This is a genomic window from Porphyrobacter sp. HT-58-2, from assembly GCF_002952215.1.
Lineage (GTDB): Bacteria > Pseudomonadota > Alphaproteobacteria > Sphingomonadales > Sphingomonadaceae > Erythrobacter.
This window is the reverse complement of sequence record NZ_CP022600.1, coordinates 3005499-3020093: the sequence shown is the minus strand read 5'-3', so window position 1 is coordinate 3020093 and position 14595 is coordinate 3005499. Positions and strand designations below refer to the sequence as shown.

At 63.8% G+C, this 14595-nt stretch carries 18 protein-coding genes and 1 tRNA gene; 4 read left to right on the top strand and 15 right to left on the bottom strand.

What is annotated here, in order from left to right:
* Positions 1-93: 93 nt before the first annotated feature.
* Complete coding sequence (locus CHX26_RS14330) at positions 94-999, bottom strand: queuosine precursor transporter (protein ID WP_104942958.1); 906 nt, start codon at positions 997-999, stop codon at positions 94-96.
* A 62-nt stretch (positions 1000-1061) separates the two neighbouring features.
* On the opposite strand from CHX26_RS14330, the gene CHX26_RS14325 reads away from it, so the two are divergent.
* Positions 1062-1138: transfer RNA gene (locus CHX26_RS14325), tRNA-Arg, on the top strand.
* A 345-nt stretch (positions 1139-1483) separates the two neighbouring features.
* On the opposite strand, the gene CHX26_RS14320 is transcribed toward CHX26_RS14325, so the two are convergent.
* The 4 genes from CHX26_RS14320 to CHX26_RS14305 are packed head-to-tail and all read right to left on the bottom strand — an operon-like array spanning position 1484 to position 4366.
* Positions 1484-2080 (bottom strand): DUF3299 domain-containing protein, encoded by a 597-nt coding sequence (locus tag CHX26_RS14320; RefSeq protein WP_233997177.1) that lies wholly within the window; start codon positions 2078-2080, stop codon positions 1484-1486.
* A 2-nt stretch (positions 2081-2082) separates the two neighbouring features.
* Positions 2083-3321: an ABC transporter permease gene (locus CHX26_RS14315; protein ID WP_104942956.1), complete on the bottom strand. Its 1239-nt coding sequence runs from the start codon at positions 3319-3321 to the stop codon at positions 2083-2085.
* Positions 3318-3971, bottom strand: a complete 654-nt coding sequence (locus CHX26_RS14310; RefSeq protein WP_104942955.1) for an ABC transporter ATP-binding protein — start codon at positions 3969-3971, stop codon at positions 3318-3320. The genes CHX26_RS14315 and CHX26_RS14310 overlap by 4 nt, the downstream gene beginning before the upstream one ends.
* Positions 3972-3973: 2 nt before the next feature.
* Positions 3974-4366 (bottom strand): MerC domain-containing protein, encoded by a 393-nt coding sequence (locus tag CHX26_RS14305; RefSeq protein WP_104942954.1) that lies wholly within the window; start codon positions 4364-4366, stop codon positions 3974-3976.
* Positions 4367-4449: 83 nt separating this feature from the next.
* On the opposite strand from CHX26_RS14305, the gene CHX26_RS14300 reads away from it, so the two are divergent.
* Positions 4450-5685: a GTP-binding protein gene (locus CHX26_RS14300; RefSeq protein WP_104942953.1), complete on the top strand. Its 1236-nt coding sequence runs from the start codon at positions 4450-4452 to the stop codon at positions 5683-5685.
* Positions 5686-5938: 253 nt separating this feature from the next.
* Here the strand turns inward: CHX26_RS14300 and CHX26_RS14295 are convergent, their stop codons facing one another.
* The 10 genes from CHX26_RS14295 to leuC form a co-directional block, all read right to left on the bottom strand.
* The gene (locus CHX26_RS14295) at positions 5939-6844 is read right to left on the bottom strand and encodes a hypothetical protein (protein ID WP_104942952.1); all 906 of its coding nucleotides are present in this window, start codon (positions 6842-6844) and stop codon (positions 5939-5941) included.
* A gap of 422 nt (positions 6845-7266) precedes the next feature.
* The gene (locus tag CHX26_RS14290; protein WP_104942951.1) at positions 7267-8061 is read right to left on the bottom strand and encodes an NUDIX hydrolase; all 795 of its coding nucleotides are present in this window, start codon (positions 8059-8061) and stop codon (positions 7267-7269) included.
* 454 nt (positions 8062-8515) lie between these two features.
* Positions 8516-8689: a hypothetical protein gene (locus tag CHX26_RS15925; RefSeq protein ID WP_172449853.1), complete on the bottom strand. Its 174-nt coding sequence runs from the start codon at positions 8687-8689 to the stop codon at positions 8516-8518.
* Positions 8686-9021, bottom strand: a complete 336-nt coding sequence (gene grxD, locus CHX26_RS14285) for a Grx4 family monothiol glutaredoxin (protein ID WP_104942950.1) — start codon at positions 9019-9021, stop codon at positions 8686-8688. The genes CHX26_RS15925 and grxD overlap by 4 nt, the downstream gene beginning before the upstream one ends.
* 39 nt (positions 9022-9060) lie before the next feature.
* Entirely contained in the window at positions 9061-9294 is a 234-nt protein-coding gene (locus CHX26_RS14280; protein WP_104942949.1) for a BolA/IbaG family iron-sulfur metabolism protein, read from the bottom strand.
* Positions 9295-9297: 3 nt separating this feature from the next.
* A complete protein-coding gene (locus tag CHX26_RS14275) occupies positions 9298-9621 on the bottom strand; it encodes a DUF1476 domain-containing protein (RefSeq protein WP_104942948.1) in 324 nt (107 codons plus the stop codon).
* A 101-nt stretch (positions 9622-9722) separates the two neighbouring features.
* Entirely contained in the window at positions 9723-10721 is a 999-nt protein-coding gene (locus tag CHX26_RS14270; RefSeq protein ID WP_104942947.1) for an NADPH:quinone oxidoreductase family protein, read from the bottom strand.
* 25 nt (positions 10722-10746) lie between these two features.
* The gene (leuD, locus tag CHX26_RS14265) at positions 10747-11349 is read right to left on the bottom strand and encodes a 3-isopropylmalate dehydratase small subunit (protein WP_104942946.1); all 603 of its coding nucleotides are present in this window, start codon (positions 11347-11349) and stop codon (positions 10747-10749) included.
* 11 nt (positions 11350-11360) lie between these two features.
* Entirely contained in the window at positions 11361-11537 is a 177-nt protein-coding gene (locus tag CHX26_RS14260; protein WP_104942945.1) for an LPXTG cell wall anchor domain-containing protein, read from the bottom strand.
* A gap of 45 nt (positions 11538-11582) precedes the next feature.
* The gene (gene leuC, locus CHX26_RS14255; RefSeq protein WP_104942944.1) at positions 11583-13013 is read right to left on the bottom strand and encodes a 3-isopropylmalate dehydratase large subunit; all 1431 of its coding nucleotides are present in this window, start codon (positions 13011-13013) and stop codon (positions 11583-11585) included.
* Between the two features lie 135 nt (positions 13014-13148).
* On the opposite strand from leuC, the gene CHX26_RS14250 reads away from it, so the two are divergent.
* The gene (locus tag CHX26_RS14250) at positions 13149-13565 is read left to right on the top strand and encodes an acyl-CoA thioesterase (protein ID WP_104942943.1); all 417 of its coding nucleotides are present in this window, start codon (positions 13149-13151) and stop codon (positions 13563-13565) included.
* Positions 13566-13648: 83 nt separating this feature from the next.
* Positions 13649-14488: a hypothetical protein gene (locus tag CHX26_RS14245; protein ID WP_104942942.1), complete on the top strand. Its 840-nt coding sequence runs from the start codon at positions 13649-13651 to the stop codon at positions 14486-14488.
* Positions 14489-14595 lie beyond the last annotated feature (107 nt).

Genomic DNA, 14595 nt, shown 5'->3' with positions numbered 1-14595 from the left:
TTCCAGTCAGGTGGAATCACCTGACGGTTCGGAAAACGCGGCAAACCAATAAATCAGAGCGGTTGATCTGGCGCAGCCAGATTGGAATCCGCTCTAGAGCGGTTTCGGGGGCGCTTGTTTCTCGCTCGTGGCGAAGGGCGAGAAATCGGTGTCGAGATCGAACAGATCGACCCCTTCGGCCTTCTTCAGCTTGGCGACAACGACATAGGTCACCGGGGTCAGCACCGCTTCCCACACCACCTTCAGCGCCCAGTTGGTAACCATCACGGTCAGCACCGCGTCGGTCGTCCAGATGCCGAAGAAGGCGATGGGGTAGAAGATCAGGCTGTCCACGCCTTGCCCTACGAAGGTCGACCCGATGGTGCGGCTCCAAAGGGCGCGACCCTTGGTCCAGACCTTCATCTTGGCCATCACGAAGGAATTGACGAACTCACCCGCCCAGAAGGCGGTGATCGAGGCGACCACGATCCGCCAGGTGCTGCCGAACACGCTGGCATAGGTTTCCTGACAGATCGCGCCGCCGGGAATGCTTGCGTCAGCGTTGGAGGTGACCGGGCGCGTGCCGCCAAAGCCGCTGGCGCTGCACTCCCACCCGTCGAAGGCGGGCAGGCTGACCACGACATAGCTCATGAAGGCGAGGAACATCATCGCCGCCGTACCCACCCAGATCACCCGGCGCGCCTTGGCGAAGCCGTAGATCTCGGTCAGCACATCGCCGATCACATAGCCCAGCGGGAAGAACAGGATGCCCGCGCCGTAAATGAAGGTGCCGTCTGGCGCGGGCCACCAGCCTGCGGGCCAGAACGGCACGCTGACGAAGGTCAGCTTGGCCGCCCCGATGATGTTCGACAGCAGCAGGATTGCCACGAAAGCGGCCATCACCAGATCATAGTAACGGAACGTAACCGGCGCATGGCTGGTGGCCACGATCCCGTCATGGGGGTTGCGGTCGAAGGCGGCGGCCGGATCGGGCAGCTTGCCGGGAGAGGTGTTTTCCATCGCTCGGACGGTTAGCGCGATTTGCCTGAGCGGCAAAGCACGCTATTGGCGCAATCGGCTGCGCGCCCGTAGCTCATCTGGATAGAGCGCGAGACTTCTAATCTTGAGGCAGCAGGTTCGAGTCCTGCCGGGCGCGCCAACGCTACAAAATACCGGAAAACTGGCATTTTCGAAGCAACCATCCCCGCACAAAAAAGAGAACTTTGACCATTTCCAGGCCGGTTGCCGATGAGCAGGTTCCGGGTGCCAAAAGGACGAAAGTGACCCTCCGATCATCTGTTCAACTACGGCAGCTGTCGACCCAGAGGCGGTCGTTCGAGCCCATTCCATCGAGCGTCTGGTTCCGATAAAAGCCGTCAATCGGCTTTTCGGACTGCCGATTGGCCCCGCTTGTGACCGCAGCTGGGTAGAAAGGCGAATGGCGGCTACGGCTGCCGCACCGGTCCAGGTCAGCGCGCCACAGCCCCCATCGCGCTTGATGCGCCTAACCGGGCCGGGACTGCCGCAAGCGATAGAATATCCCGCTTTCATCGTAGCCAGTCAGTTCGAGCACTCCGCTCACCGTGAACACCCGCGTTTCGCTCGTTGGGAAGGCGGTGTCGGCATACACCTCGATGAACTGGTTGGGTGCGGCGTGGAAGTGGAAGGGGCAGCCCGGCGGATAGCCGAGCAGCACGAAATGTTTCTGGGTGCGCCCGGCGGTGAGCGGCATCATCCATCCGGCGACGGTAATCCGCTTGCCAGCGAGCGCCTTTACCTGCGGAGTGAATTTCGGCTTGGAGACGATGAAACCCTGCGCATCGGTGCGGGTCGTCTCGCCGGTCGCCTCAAGCACTTTCCACGATACCCCGCCTTTCGGCGTCGCGGCGGGCTTCCACACGTCCTCGACCATGCGGCCAGACTTGTAATCGGGAGCCTGCGCCGCGCCATAGGCCTGCACCGCCGGTTCGATAAGTGCGGGATTGCGCTTGGTGCCTTGAACCGCGGCGGCGATGGCCTGGCCCACCGTGATGCTTACCAGTGCAGCGAAGATCACGATGATCGCCTTCCAGCTCATTTCGGCAAATTCCTTTCTAGTCATCGTCAGCCAGCCCGCACCAGCACGCAGGCAGGATCGAGGCGGTAGACGGCAAGCGCCGGGACAAGTGCGGCAAGCGCGCCGATGCCGACCACAGCAGTTGCCAGCGCCGCTTCGGCCGGCAGCGGTTGCCAGGCGGCAAGGCCAAGCTCGGCCAGCGCCGGGAAACTCGCACGGGCAGCCATGATCAGGCCGTGCGCCGCGATCCAGCCCAGCACCGCCCCGACCAGTGCGGTCAGCACGCCCTCGAGCAGCACCGTGCCGAACACTTGCGCGCGGTTGGCGCCCATCACCCGCAGCAGCGCCAGATCGCCCTCGCGGCTGCGCACCATGCCGACCAGCGCAACGAGGATCGCAAGGCCCCCGGTCGCCGCCAGCAGCCATGCGAAAATCCGCAGCCCTTCGAGGCTTGCGCCGAGCAGGTCGAGCAGGCGGGCGGTTTCGGTGGCAGGAACCGCCGCTTGCAGGGCGCTCTGCCGGTTGATCATCGCCGGCACTCGCATCGCGCTCGCGGCATTGCGATAGGTGACGAGCAGCGCGGTCAGTTCGGGTTGGAGCGATTGCGAACCGCTCGTTGCGCCATGATCGTGATCGTGATCGTGCTCCTCGCCTTCGTCATGCTCCGCGATCCCGTGCACGGCCCACACGCTAGCGACGCTGGTGAGGATCAGGCGGTCGGCCACCCCGCCGGTCGGGGCGAGGATGCCGACGGTCTTGAACGGCGCATGGTCGTGGCCCTGTTCCTGCCCCTCCTCCTCGGCAAGTCCGTGGCTGCCGACGAACTTCTGGCCAAGGCGCGCCCCGGTGGCACGGGCGACGTCTGCGCCGAGCACCGCTTCCATCGGCGCGGCGAAGGCGCGGCCCTCGGCCAGCCTGAGATCATAGAGCGCTGCAAATCCCGCATCGGTGCCGACAATCCGGTAGCCGCGGAAATTGTCGCCCAGCGCCAGCGGCACCACCCGCGCGACGGCCGGATCGCGTGCAAGCAGGGCGCGCGCCTCGATCGGGATATTGCCGGTTGGCTGATCGACATGGAAGATGCTGGAGAGGATCAGCTGCAGTGGCGAACCCTTGGCCCCGACCACCAGATCCACCCCTTGCGCATCGCGATCGAACCGTGTGCTGGCCTGCGCGCTCACCTGCACCAGTAGCACCAGCATGGCGACGGCGATGGCGAGCAGCAGCAGGTTGAGCGCGGTCGTCAGCGGCCGGTCACGCAGGTAGGCGAGCGCGAGGCCGATCATCCCGCGATCCGCCCTTCGGCCAGCGTCAAGGTGCGGGGAAAATGCGCGCGCAGGCGATCATCATGCGTGGCGACCAGCAGGCTTGCGCCGGTTTCCTCGGCAAGGTCGAGAAGCAGGCCCGCGACCCGCGCGGCATTGTCGTGATCGAGCGCCGAGGTCGGCTCGTCGGCGACGAAAACGGCGGGACGCACCACCAGCGCGCGGGCGATGGCGGCGCGCTGCGCTTCGCCCTGGCTCAAGGCATGGGGGCGTGCATCGGCGCGGTTCGCGATGCCCAGCCGGTCAAGCGTGCTCTCTATCAGCGCCGGATCGCTCACGCCGGTCTGAAGCTTCTGCGCCAGCGCCAGATTGGCGCGCACGGTGAGCGCTGAAACCAGCCGCAGGGTCTGGAACACGATCCCGAAATGGCGGCGGCGCAAACGGTCTGCGGCGGCCATATTGCCAGGTGAGGCCAGCACGTCCTCCCCGAGCATCACCGCACCCGTATCGGGCCGTTGCAACCCGCACAGGCAATTCAGCAGCGTCGATTTGCCCGAGCCCGAAGGGCCGAGCAGCAGCGCCCGCTCGCCCGGCGCGAGGGTGAACGAGACGCCCGCCAACACCATTCGGCCACCATAGGCCTTGCCAATATTGCGCGCTGCCAAATCCATCGTCAGTGCGGATGCGCTTGCCGCAGCCGCTCCCAGTGGGCCGCCATCAATAGCGCGGCACCAGCCACGGTCAGCGTCTGTTCGCCAAGCTCGCTCTCGAGGAACAGTGCGCCGGTCAGCGCGGCAAAGGCAGTCAAGACCAGCGCCGTGCGAAGCAGGCCCGGCCGGGCACGCAGCAGCACAGGGCCGCTCACCAGTAATACCGGTGCGATCAGCGCGGCGTGAAGCCATTCGTTGTCACGCAATGTTTCGGGCAAAGCGGCAAGCGCCACCGCCGGCAGGCTCGCCAGCAACCACGGCAGGGCGAGGCAATGTACGAGGCACAGCACCGAAAGGCCCATCCCGAACCGGTGCCACAGCGGCTCGTTGCACGTTGCTGAAAGAGAAATCGCCATGATCCGCCCCTATTGCGTAATGTTACAACATCACTTAAATCGGTGCCGCCGATTTGCAAGTGCCAGCAACAGGATTTCACCCCATGACCACCTCGCCTGATCCCCGCCTGCCCGTCACCGTGCTCTCCGGCTTTCTTGGTGCGGGCAAGACCACGCTGCTCAACCACATCCTCGCCAACCGCGAAGGCAAGCGCGTGGCGGTGATCGTCAACGACATGAGCGAGGTCAACATCGACGCCGATCTGGTTCGCGGGGGCGAGGCGGCGTTGTCCCGCGCCGAGGAAAGCCTCGTCGAAATGACCAATGGCTGCATCTGCTGTACCTTGCGCGACGACTTGCTGAAGGAAGTGCGCAAGCTCGCCGAGGAAGGCCGCTTCGATTATCTCGTGATCGAAAGCACCGGTATTTCCGAACCCCTACCGGTCGCGGCCACCTTCTCCTTCCGCGACGAAGATGACGAATGCCTCGGCGATGTCGCGCGGCTCGATACGATGGTGACGGTGGTCGACGCGCTCAATCTGCTGGCGGACTATTCCAGCACTGACCTGCTTTCCGCACGCGGTGAGACAGCGGGCGAAGGCGATGATCGCAGCCTTGTCAGTCTGCTGGTTGAACAGATCGAATTCGCTGATGTGGTAATCGTCAACAAGGCCAGCGCCGTGAGCGCCGAGCAGCTTGCCACGGTCAAGCAGGTGGTGGCCTCGCTGAATGCCGATGCACGCATCATCGACGCCGATTTCGGCAAGGTGTCGCTGGACACCATCCTCGATACCGGCCTCTATGACGAGGAGCGTTCCGAACAGCACCCGCTGTGGATGAAGGAGCTTTATGATTACGCCAGCCACCGCCCCGAAAGCGAGGAATACGGGGTCGAAAGCTTCGTCTACCGCGCCCGCCGTCCGTTCCATCCGGCGATGTTCTACCGCTTCCTGACCGGCGACTGCTTGGACAAGGTGATCCGCGCCAAGGGCCATTTCTGGCTCGCCACGCGCACAGACTTCCTCGGCGAGCTGGCGATTGCAGGGCATCAGAAGACCGTCAGCCGCATGGGGCGCTGGTGGGCGGCGGTGCCCAAGAACCGCTGGCCCGATGACGGCACCTTCGAGGAATTTGTCATCCGCCACTGGGACGCAGTATGGGGCGACCGCCGGCAGGAGCTGGTGTTCATCGGCATCGGGCTCGATAAGGCGGCGATCACCAAGGCGCTCGATGCGTGTCTGGTGCCGACGGATGAATTCACGCCTGAACAGTGGGAACGCCTCAACGACCCGTTCCCTGAGTGGGGCGAGGCGCAAGCCGTGCTGGAGCACGCACAATGACCGCAGCTGACGCAATGATCATGGATCGGTGGGCGCAAACTCATGACCGCGATTGTCTGCTACGTATCGAACCGCGCGAACCGCTAACTCGCTCCTCTTCAGATGACTGGTTTGGGATCGCTTGCTGACCGGCAGGAATTTTTCGCGAGCAGGGCAATGCCGACGTGCCGCTTTCGGGATCGCGCATCAGCCCTGTTCATGACTGCTGGTGGGTGGATTGCGGAACGGCGGCTTTGTCGGCTAATTCGCGACGCTAGCGTTTGGGCGCTTCAGGCTCCGCACCGGTAATCCGCTCGGATTCGGCAGCGGCGCGTGCAATGTCGTTGTAAACACGGCGAGGCGAGGAATTGCGTGAGGCGTTGTAGATCTCTGCAACCAAACTCCGGTCAAACAAGGTCATCTCGGCGGGCGGGTCCGGCTCGTCAAACAAGGTGAGGATGGTGCGGGCCGGAACGCCCTCTTCGCTCAATGGCGCACCGGTCCCGATCAGCGCTCGCATTGTGATGTAGTCGGCCAGCTGGGCGAGCGTGAAGCCCTCGGCTGCTTCGCGCGCAATAAGCACCGCTGCTCCCGTAATCTCGGTCGTGACGATCGGATCGTTCCGGTTGTAGGGCTCGATAAAAATCATCCTACCAACCTCAATCGGCTCGCCGTTGAAGTCGCGCATGAGCACACGGTTCCACGCGCGCACAGGTCCGGTCTCGGCGAGCACGCGCTCGCGCTCGTAAATCGCGAGATGCGCGAGCTGTGCGGAGTCGGCAGTCAGCCAGCGATCTGATGGGCCTGCCGCTGGTGCCATGAAGGCAACCTTGACAGTGGGCAGGCAGGCCGGATCCGTGTTCGCTCCAACACTTAATGCGCGGGCATTCTCCCGGATGCGTTCGACGATGGCCTCAGCCTCTTCGGGAGCGAGGCCGAGAACCTGCGGACAAATCGGATAGAAGAATTTCGCGACCGGGTGGCGCATGCGCGGCGGTCGAACGATCTGTTTGGTGAACTCCCGCAGTTCCTGCTTGCGCTCATCTTCCGTGAGCGGCGGCCTGACGATGATCGTGGTCCCCTGAGGGGTGTTGTCCTGCGCCGCTGCATCTTGGGCCGCTGCTGGGACAGCGGACACTCCCGCGAGGGCAATTGCTAACGTGATGGCAAGCGAGCGCATTACGAGCAGAATAACCGTTTGAAGAAAAGCCGTAAACTGGGTTCAATCCTCGCCACGACCGTTTTGGGGTCGGTTGCTGTATTTCGGCTTTTGGCAGAACCCCGGTCCAAGCTGACCGACCGGTATTGGCGAATCCAGTCATTCGAATGTCGATTGGGCACGGCGGTTAAGTCCCAGAACTGGCAACCGAGGCGAACTGAGCACGTCGTCAGCTTTTGGGTGATCGGCGCGCCAACCGCAAAAACCGTGGCGAGGGCACAAAACGGACGCAGCAGGATTGCACCGCTCAGACCAATCAATCTGGGCGATTTTGATGAGGTTCCGCCAAAAGAAGGTTCCTGTGTGAAGGCGAATGTAGTAGGAAAATCAATAATTAAAGGATAATCACCCAGTTCTCATTTTCATCCTTCCCGGCGCGCCATTCATCCCCGCGCGACGGTTTCCAGCAATTCGCCGGTGACCGGATAGCCCGCATCGGCGAGGATCGTCAGCCACGGCTTGCCGTCCTGCTCGACGATCTGCGGCATGATGGTCTTGACCGGAATCGCTTCTGCCTGAGCGCGCGCCTCGGCGAAGCTTGAAAACAGGGCAAGGCGTTCGAGGTTGCGGCGGGTGGGGAAGATCAGCTTGATCTCGCCGCGTTCCGCTGCATCCAGCGCCCCTTGCGCGCTGGTCCAGAACAGCTGCGTGTTTTCGGCATGGTCAATCGACACGTCGACGGCGCCAGTCCCTAGATCGGCGAGATAGAAACGCGTGTCATAGACGCGCGGGATGTTCTCGTTCTTCGGAAACCAGCGCGCAAAGGGGGTGATCTGGGCAAGGTCGAGTCGCCAGTCGAAGGCCTGAAGCACAGGAGCGAGCGCGCCGATCTCGGCCAGCATCGCTCGGGCTGCCGCGGCTCGCTCGGCATCGATGGTGCCTGCAAGGCCTAGCGCAAGGCCGGTTTCCTCGATCGTTTCGCGCACCGCGGCGATCTGGTGGGCGGCTTCGTCCGGAGAAAGGCCGTGGTCTGCGGCCACCTGTTCGGCCAGCGCGAAATCTTCGGGATCCACCCGCCCGCCGGGAAACACCGCCATGCCCCCGGCAAAGCTCATATTGCGCGAACGCACCGTCATCAGCACTTCCGGCGCGCCGCCCGAAGGGGCATTGCGGAAAATGATGATGGTGGCGGCAGGGATGCCCTGAGGTCCAGAATCGTGCGGTGTTTCGATGTTCATCGTGGCAAAGGATGGCCTTGCGGCAGGCGCTTGCCAAGGGGGCAAGGCGAATCCCTGCCGGGTTGCGATCCCGATTTCCCGTCAGCCGTGCCGAGGCCTGTAGATGTGTCGGATTGCTTTACAATAGCCCTGTGGGCGACCAGCTGAATGAGCGTCAAAATGACGGAATTGCGTGATTTTTCGAGTTTGGCACGGGCTGTGCAGAGAATGCAGCGGTCCTAATGGTCTTCGACGAGAGGTGCGACCCTTCCTGGTCTCCGGGTTGCGCCTCCCCGAACAAAGAAACGCCCCGCACTGGTCCTGCGGGGCGTTTTTTGCTTTCCGCACCCGCCTTCGCGGGTGCGTCCTCGGCGCTGTTCCTTCGCTGCGCTACGGGCGCCTGCGGGCGGCCGGTCGGCCTTGCGACCCTTCGGGGCCGTTTCTGTTGGCGTCTCAGACGGCGGCGCTGGCCGAACTAAGCGAGAGCGGCGAACTTGCTTGCAGCAGCAGCCAACAAACCCAAAGCTATCAATAACGGTATCAGCCTGCGCCAAAGCGGATCTTGGCGACCATGAGCTTCATAAGCCATTACCGCGTTGAATACGCCGCCTAGCAGCAACGCAAACAATTGCAGCAGAGCAAGCGTCAAGCTTGTGAGGCTTTCGCTACACCGCTCTCATCCAGCAACTGCTGCAATTCGCCCGCTTCGAACATTTCCATCATGATGTCGCTGCCGCCGACGAATTCGCCCTTCACGTAAAGCTGCGGTATCGTGGGCCAGTCGGAGAAGTTCTTGATCCCCTGACGGATTTCCATGTCCTGCAGCACGTCGACGCTTTCATAAGCAACGCCGCAGTGATCGAGGATCGCCACCGCGCGGCTGGAGAAGCCGCATTGCGGAAACAGCGGCGTGCCTTTCATGAACAGCACCACGTCATTGGTGCTGACGAGATCGGAAATGCGCGCGTTGACGTCGGACATGGGTTTTGCGCCTCTGGCAGGATGGTTGATCGTTGCAGGTTACTTGGGAACCACAGTGGTGACTTGCAAGGCGTGCAGCACGCCGCCCATGCGCCCGCCGAGCGCATTATAGACCAGCTTGTGCTGTGCCACGCGGCTCAGGCCTGCAAACTGCGGTGCGGTAACGGTTGCGGCCCAGTGATCGTCATCGCCCGCCAGATCGGTGAGTTCAACACGCGCGCCGGGCAGGGCGGTGAGGATGGCTTCCTCGATCTGGCTGGCGGTCATCGGCATGGCTTAGGCCTCGCCGAGCAGTTGGCGGCGCGCCTCGATGGTCATTTCATCCAGCTTGGCACGGATGTCGGCCTCGCTGACATTGGTGCTGGCTGCAGTCAGATCGCCGAGCAGTTTGCGGATCACGTCCTCATCGCCCGATTCCTCGAAATCGGCCTGCACCACGGCCTTCTTGTAGGCGTCGGTCTCTTCGGGGGTGAGTTTCATCAGGCCCGCGGCCCATTCGCCCAGCAGGCGGTTGCGGCGCGCAGCGATGCGGAAAGCGGTTTCGCCGTCGAGCGCGAACTTGGCCTCTTCGGCGCGTTCGCGATCCTTGAAATCGGTCATGTGATATGTGTCCCTTCGGGTACGATCCGCTCTCAGCGATAGAGGCGGGCGCGCGCGGCTTCAAGGGTGAAGCCGCGCGGGTCGGACACAATTATGAGACTTTATTCCATCGTCACGACGAGCTTGCCCACCGCCTCGCGCGCTTCGAGCTTGGCGATGGCATCGCCCGCGCGGGCAAGGGGGAAGGTTTCGCTCACCAGCGGATCGATCTTGCCCGCCGCCATGAGGTCGAACAACTCGTTCACCTGCGCATGGAAGCCCTTGGGATCGCGCGCGGTAAAGGCGCCCCAGAACACGCCGCAGATGTCGCAGGACTTCAGCAGGGTGAGGTTAAGCGGCATCTTGGCGATCCCGGCGGGGAAGCCGACCACCAGAAAGCGGCCCTCCCACGCGATCGCGCGCAGCGCGGGTTCGGAATATTGCCCGCCGACAATGTCATAGACGATATTCGCGCCTTCCGGGCCGCAGGCCTTCTTGAAGGCGTCGGCCAGCGCCTTGGAGGCATCCTTGTCCATCGCCTCGCGCGGGTAGATCACGACTTCATCGGCCCCGGCCTTGCGGGCGACTTCGCCCTTGGCCTCGGAGGAGACAGCGGCGACCACGCGCGCGCCGAAGGCCTTGGAAAGCTCGATGGCGGAAAGCCCCACGCCGCCCGCTGCGCCGAGGATCAGCACGGTGTCACCGGCCTTGATGTGGCCGCGGTCCTTGAGCCCGTGGATGGTGGTGCCATAGGTCATCAACAGGCTGGCCGCCTTCTCGAACGGCACGCCGTCCGGCACCTTGAACATCCGGCCTGCGGGGACGACGACTTTCTCCGCGAGGCCGCCATTGCCGATCCCGGCCAGCACCCGGTCGCCCACGGCAAAGCCTTCGACACCCTCACCGACCGCTTCGATCACGCCGCTGATCTCGCCGCCGGGGGAGAAGGGGCGCTGTGGCTTGAACTGATACATGTCGCGGATGATGAGGCCATCGGGATAGTTGATCGCACAGGCCTTGACCGCGACCAGTACTTCGCCTGCACCGGGGGTGGGAACCTCGACCTCGTCGAGCGTCAGCGTCTCAGGCCCGCCGGTCTGGTGGGTGCGAATGGCTTTCATTGTGTCCTCTCCCGGTATTGTAATTCTATGCGGCCTCAGTGCCGCGCATCAGCCACGGCTGGGCGGCGGTACGCTGCGCCTCGAAGGCGCCGATCGCCTCGCCCCGCGCCATGGTCAGCCCGACCTCGTCGAGCCCGTTCAGCAGGCAGTGCTTGCGGAACGGGTCGATCTCGAAGGCGAAGCGATCCTGATAGGGGGTGGTGACGGTCTGGCTTTCCAGATCGACCGTGATTGCCTGCCCCTCGCGCGCGACTTCCAGCAGCCGGTCGACCGCCTCCTGCGGCAGCACCACGGGCAGGATGCCGTTCTTGACCGCATTGCCCGAATGGATATCGGAAAAGCTCGGCGCGATGACCACGCGGATGCCGAGATCGAGCATTGCCCATGCAGCGTGCTCACGGCTCGACCCGCAGCCGTAATTGTCGCCCGCGATCAGGATCGGCGCGTGCCTGTAGGCGGGATCGTCGAACACGTTGCCCGGTTCCGCGCGCAGCACTTCAAACGCGCCCGCGCCGAGGCCCTCGCGGCTGATGGTCTTGAGCCACTTGGCGGGGATGATGATGTCCGTATCGACATTCTTGAGGCCGAGCGGAATGGCGCGGCCTTCAACGCGGGTGAGGGGTTCCATGGCGTGTCCTGTCAGTCGGTTTCGGGCGGCTCGCCCGACGGGATCGCGCCGGACTGGGCCTCCTCGTTCTGCTTCTTCTTGCGCTTGCCGGCATAAAGCAGCGCGGCCGCGATGGCCGCCGATCCGATGGCGCCAGCCGCGGCCAGAGCGGCGTTGCGGGCGGTGTTGTTCTTGGGCTTGTCAGTCATGACTGTTTCATGCGCCTCGCTGCGGTGCGTTTCAAGGGGTTGGGATCAAACCAGTTCGCGCACATCGGCAAGGCGCCCGGTGACTGCGGCGGCCGCCGCCATCGCGGGGGAGACGAGGTGCGTGCGTGCGCCCGGCCCCTGCCGCCCGACAAAGTTGCGATTTGACGTCGAGGCGCAGCGTTCGCCCGGCGGAACCTTGTCGGGGTTCATGCCGAGACAGGCCGAACAGCCCGGTTCGCGCCATTCGAAGCCTGCTTCGGTGAAGATGCGGTCGAGGCCTTCCTCCTCGGCCATGGCCTTCACGAGACCCGATCCGGGGACGACAATGGCCCAGCGCACGTTGTCGGCCTTGCGGCGGCCCTTGAGCACCGCGGCGGCGGCGCGCAGGTCTTCGATCCGGCTGTTGGTGCAGCTGCCGATGAAGACGTTCTCGATCGGCACTTGCGTCATCGGCGTGCCGGGGGTGAGGCCCATGTAATCGAGGCTCTTCTGCGCGGCGACGCGCTTGCTATCGTCGGCGAAGTCCTCGGGGTGCGGCACGCGGCCACCGATGGGGACGACATCCTCGGGGCTGGTGCCCCAGGTGACGCTGGGTTCGACATCGGCGGCGTTGATCGTCACCGACTTGGCGAAGACCGCGCCCTCGTCCGAATGGAGCGTGCGCCAATAGGCCACCGCCGCATCCCACTCCGCGCCCCTGGGGGCCATCGGGCGGCCCTTGATGTAGGCGAAGGTGACATCGTCGGGCGCGATCAGACCGGCGCGTGCGCCCGCCTCGATGCTCATGTTGCAGACCGTGAGGCGTTCCTCGATGGTCATGCGCTCGAACACCTTGCCGCGATATTCGATCACATAGCCAGAGCCACCCGCCGCGCCGATGCGGCCGATGATGTGGAGGATCAGGTCTTTCGCGGAAACGCCGGGGCCGAGATCACCCTCGACCCGCACCTCCATCGGCTTCGACTGCTGGAGCAGCAGGGTTTGCGTCGCCAGCACATGCTCGACCTCGCTGGTGCCGATCCCGAAGGCGAGCGCACCGAGGCCGCCGTGACAGGCGGTGTGCGAATCCCCGCAGACGATGGTGGTGCCGGGAAGCGAGAAGCCCTGTTCGGGGCCGACGACATGGACGATCCCCTGTTCCTTCGCGGTCGCGGGGATGTAGCGGATGCCGAAGGCGGGCGCGTTGACTTCCAGCATGGCGAGCTGGGCTGCGCTTTCGGGATCGGCGATGGGGACGGGCTTGCCTGCGCTGTCCAGCCGCGCGGTGGTGGGCAGGTTGTGATCGGGCACCGCGAGGGTGAGTTCAGGTCGCCGCACCGGGCGTCCGGCCACCTTCAGCGCCTCGAACGCCTGCGGGCTGGTAACTTCGTGCACCAGATGCCGGTCGATGTAGATCAGCGCGGTGCCATCATCGCGCGTCTCGACGACGTGCGCGTCCCAGATCTTTTCGTAAAGCGTGCGCGGGCGGCTGGCCATCTTGTGTCATTCCCTGTGTGCAAGGGGGTGGGGAGGGGGCGATTAGACGCCGGGTGCGCCATCGCGCAAGATGTGTGCTTGATACGCGTCAAAATCGTCATGGATTTGCAAGGTTCCCACGGTATACTGACAAATATGTCAGCAACCGAATCCCCCGCCGCGCCCTTTTTTCACCCGATCACGGTCGAACCGGCCGACATCGACTTCATGGGCCACGTCAACAATGCCCGCTATCTCAATTGGGTGCAGGACGCGGTGCTGGCGCATTGGCGCGGGATCGCTCCGGCCGAAGATGTGGCATCCAAGGCATGGGTCGCGCTGAAGCACGAGATCACCTATCGCAAGCCCGCCTTTCTTGATGATGCCGTGATTGCCCAGACCGTGCTGGAACGCTTCAACGGGGCGCGCGCGTTCTATTCGACGCTGATCAAGCGCGGCGAGGAGGTGCTGGCCGAGGTGCAATCAAGCTGGTGCTGCATCGATGCCGAAACCCTGCGCCCCGCGCGCATCGGCGAGCATCTGCGTGCCTTCTTCTTCCCGCCCGCGCCCTAGGGGCGTCACCTGATCGGGGGATTGCCCGGCGCGATGCGGTAGGCGATGAAGCGATCATACTGCCGTGGAGGAGACGCCTCGCCATGATCCGCCAGCTTTTTGCTGTCTCTGCCGTAATGCTCGGAGCAGTGGCCCTTTCCTCCGTGCAGGCACAGACCAGGCGGGGTGCGTCGCAATGGAGCGAGGACAGCGCGAAACTGTCGCAAGCGCAGTTCGCTGCCCGGCCTGAGCGCCATCAACGCTATTATGGCCCGACCGATAACCGTGTGGCCGCCAGCCCTGCACTTTATGCTGCCGCCAATGCCATCCGTGACCGCCTGCCACGCGGGCAGTGGGACGAGGCCGGGGTCGCAGCCCTGCGTCGCCATGTGCTTGCCGATGGCCGCATCAGTGACGATGAACGCGATCTGATCGTCGAGGTGACGTTCAAGGGGCCGATCAGGACGATCACGGTCAGTCCTGCCAAACCTGCGGACGGAGCGGACAAGGGCTATCTGCTGATGTCGGAGGTCATCAACGATACCATGCGGGCCTCTGTTGCCAGCCTGCTCGATGTCGAGCCGGTGGTATCGGCATGGGACGCGACTTGGAGCGAAAAGCAGCGGCAGGACGCGCTGCGCCGGCTCGCCAGGGCCAGTATCGGTTCGCGCGACCATGCCCGCAATTTTCATGCGCTGCTGCTGGCCGAGGCCAAGCCGCGCGTTGCAAGCTCGACCACGCAGAACGCCTATGCGCCGCTGCGCGAACTGATCTCGCAGACCTATGCGGTGATCAACGCCTTCCCGGAGGAAAGTGACAAGCTGCTGCTGCGCCACATCCTTTACGATGCCGTGTTCGATGCGGTGGTTGATGGCAGCTATGCCAACCGGGTGATCATGCCCGACTATCTCTACAACTGGATCAAGCCAAAGCCGGCGGGCTGAAACCGGGCGCGCCTGCCTTACCCGAACAGGGGATTTGACCCGCACGGCCTTCGGCATATTCTGGCCATAGCGTGCAAAGGGGTAAGCTTTGGCGGCCAATCCTGCGC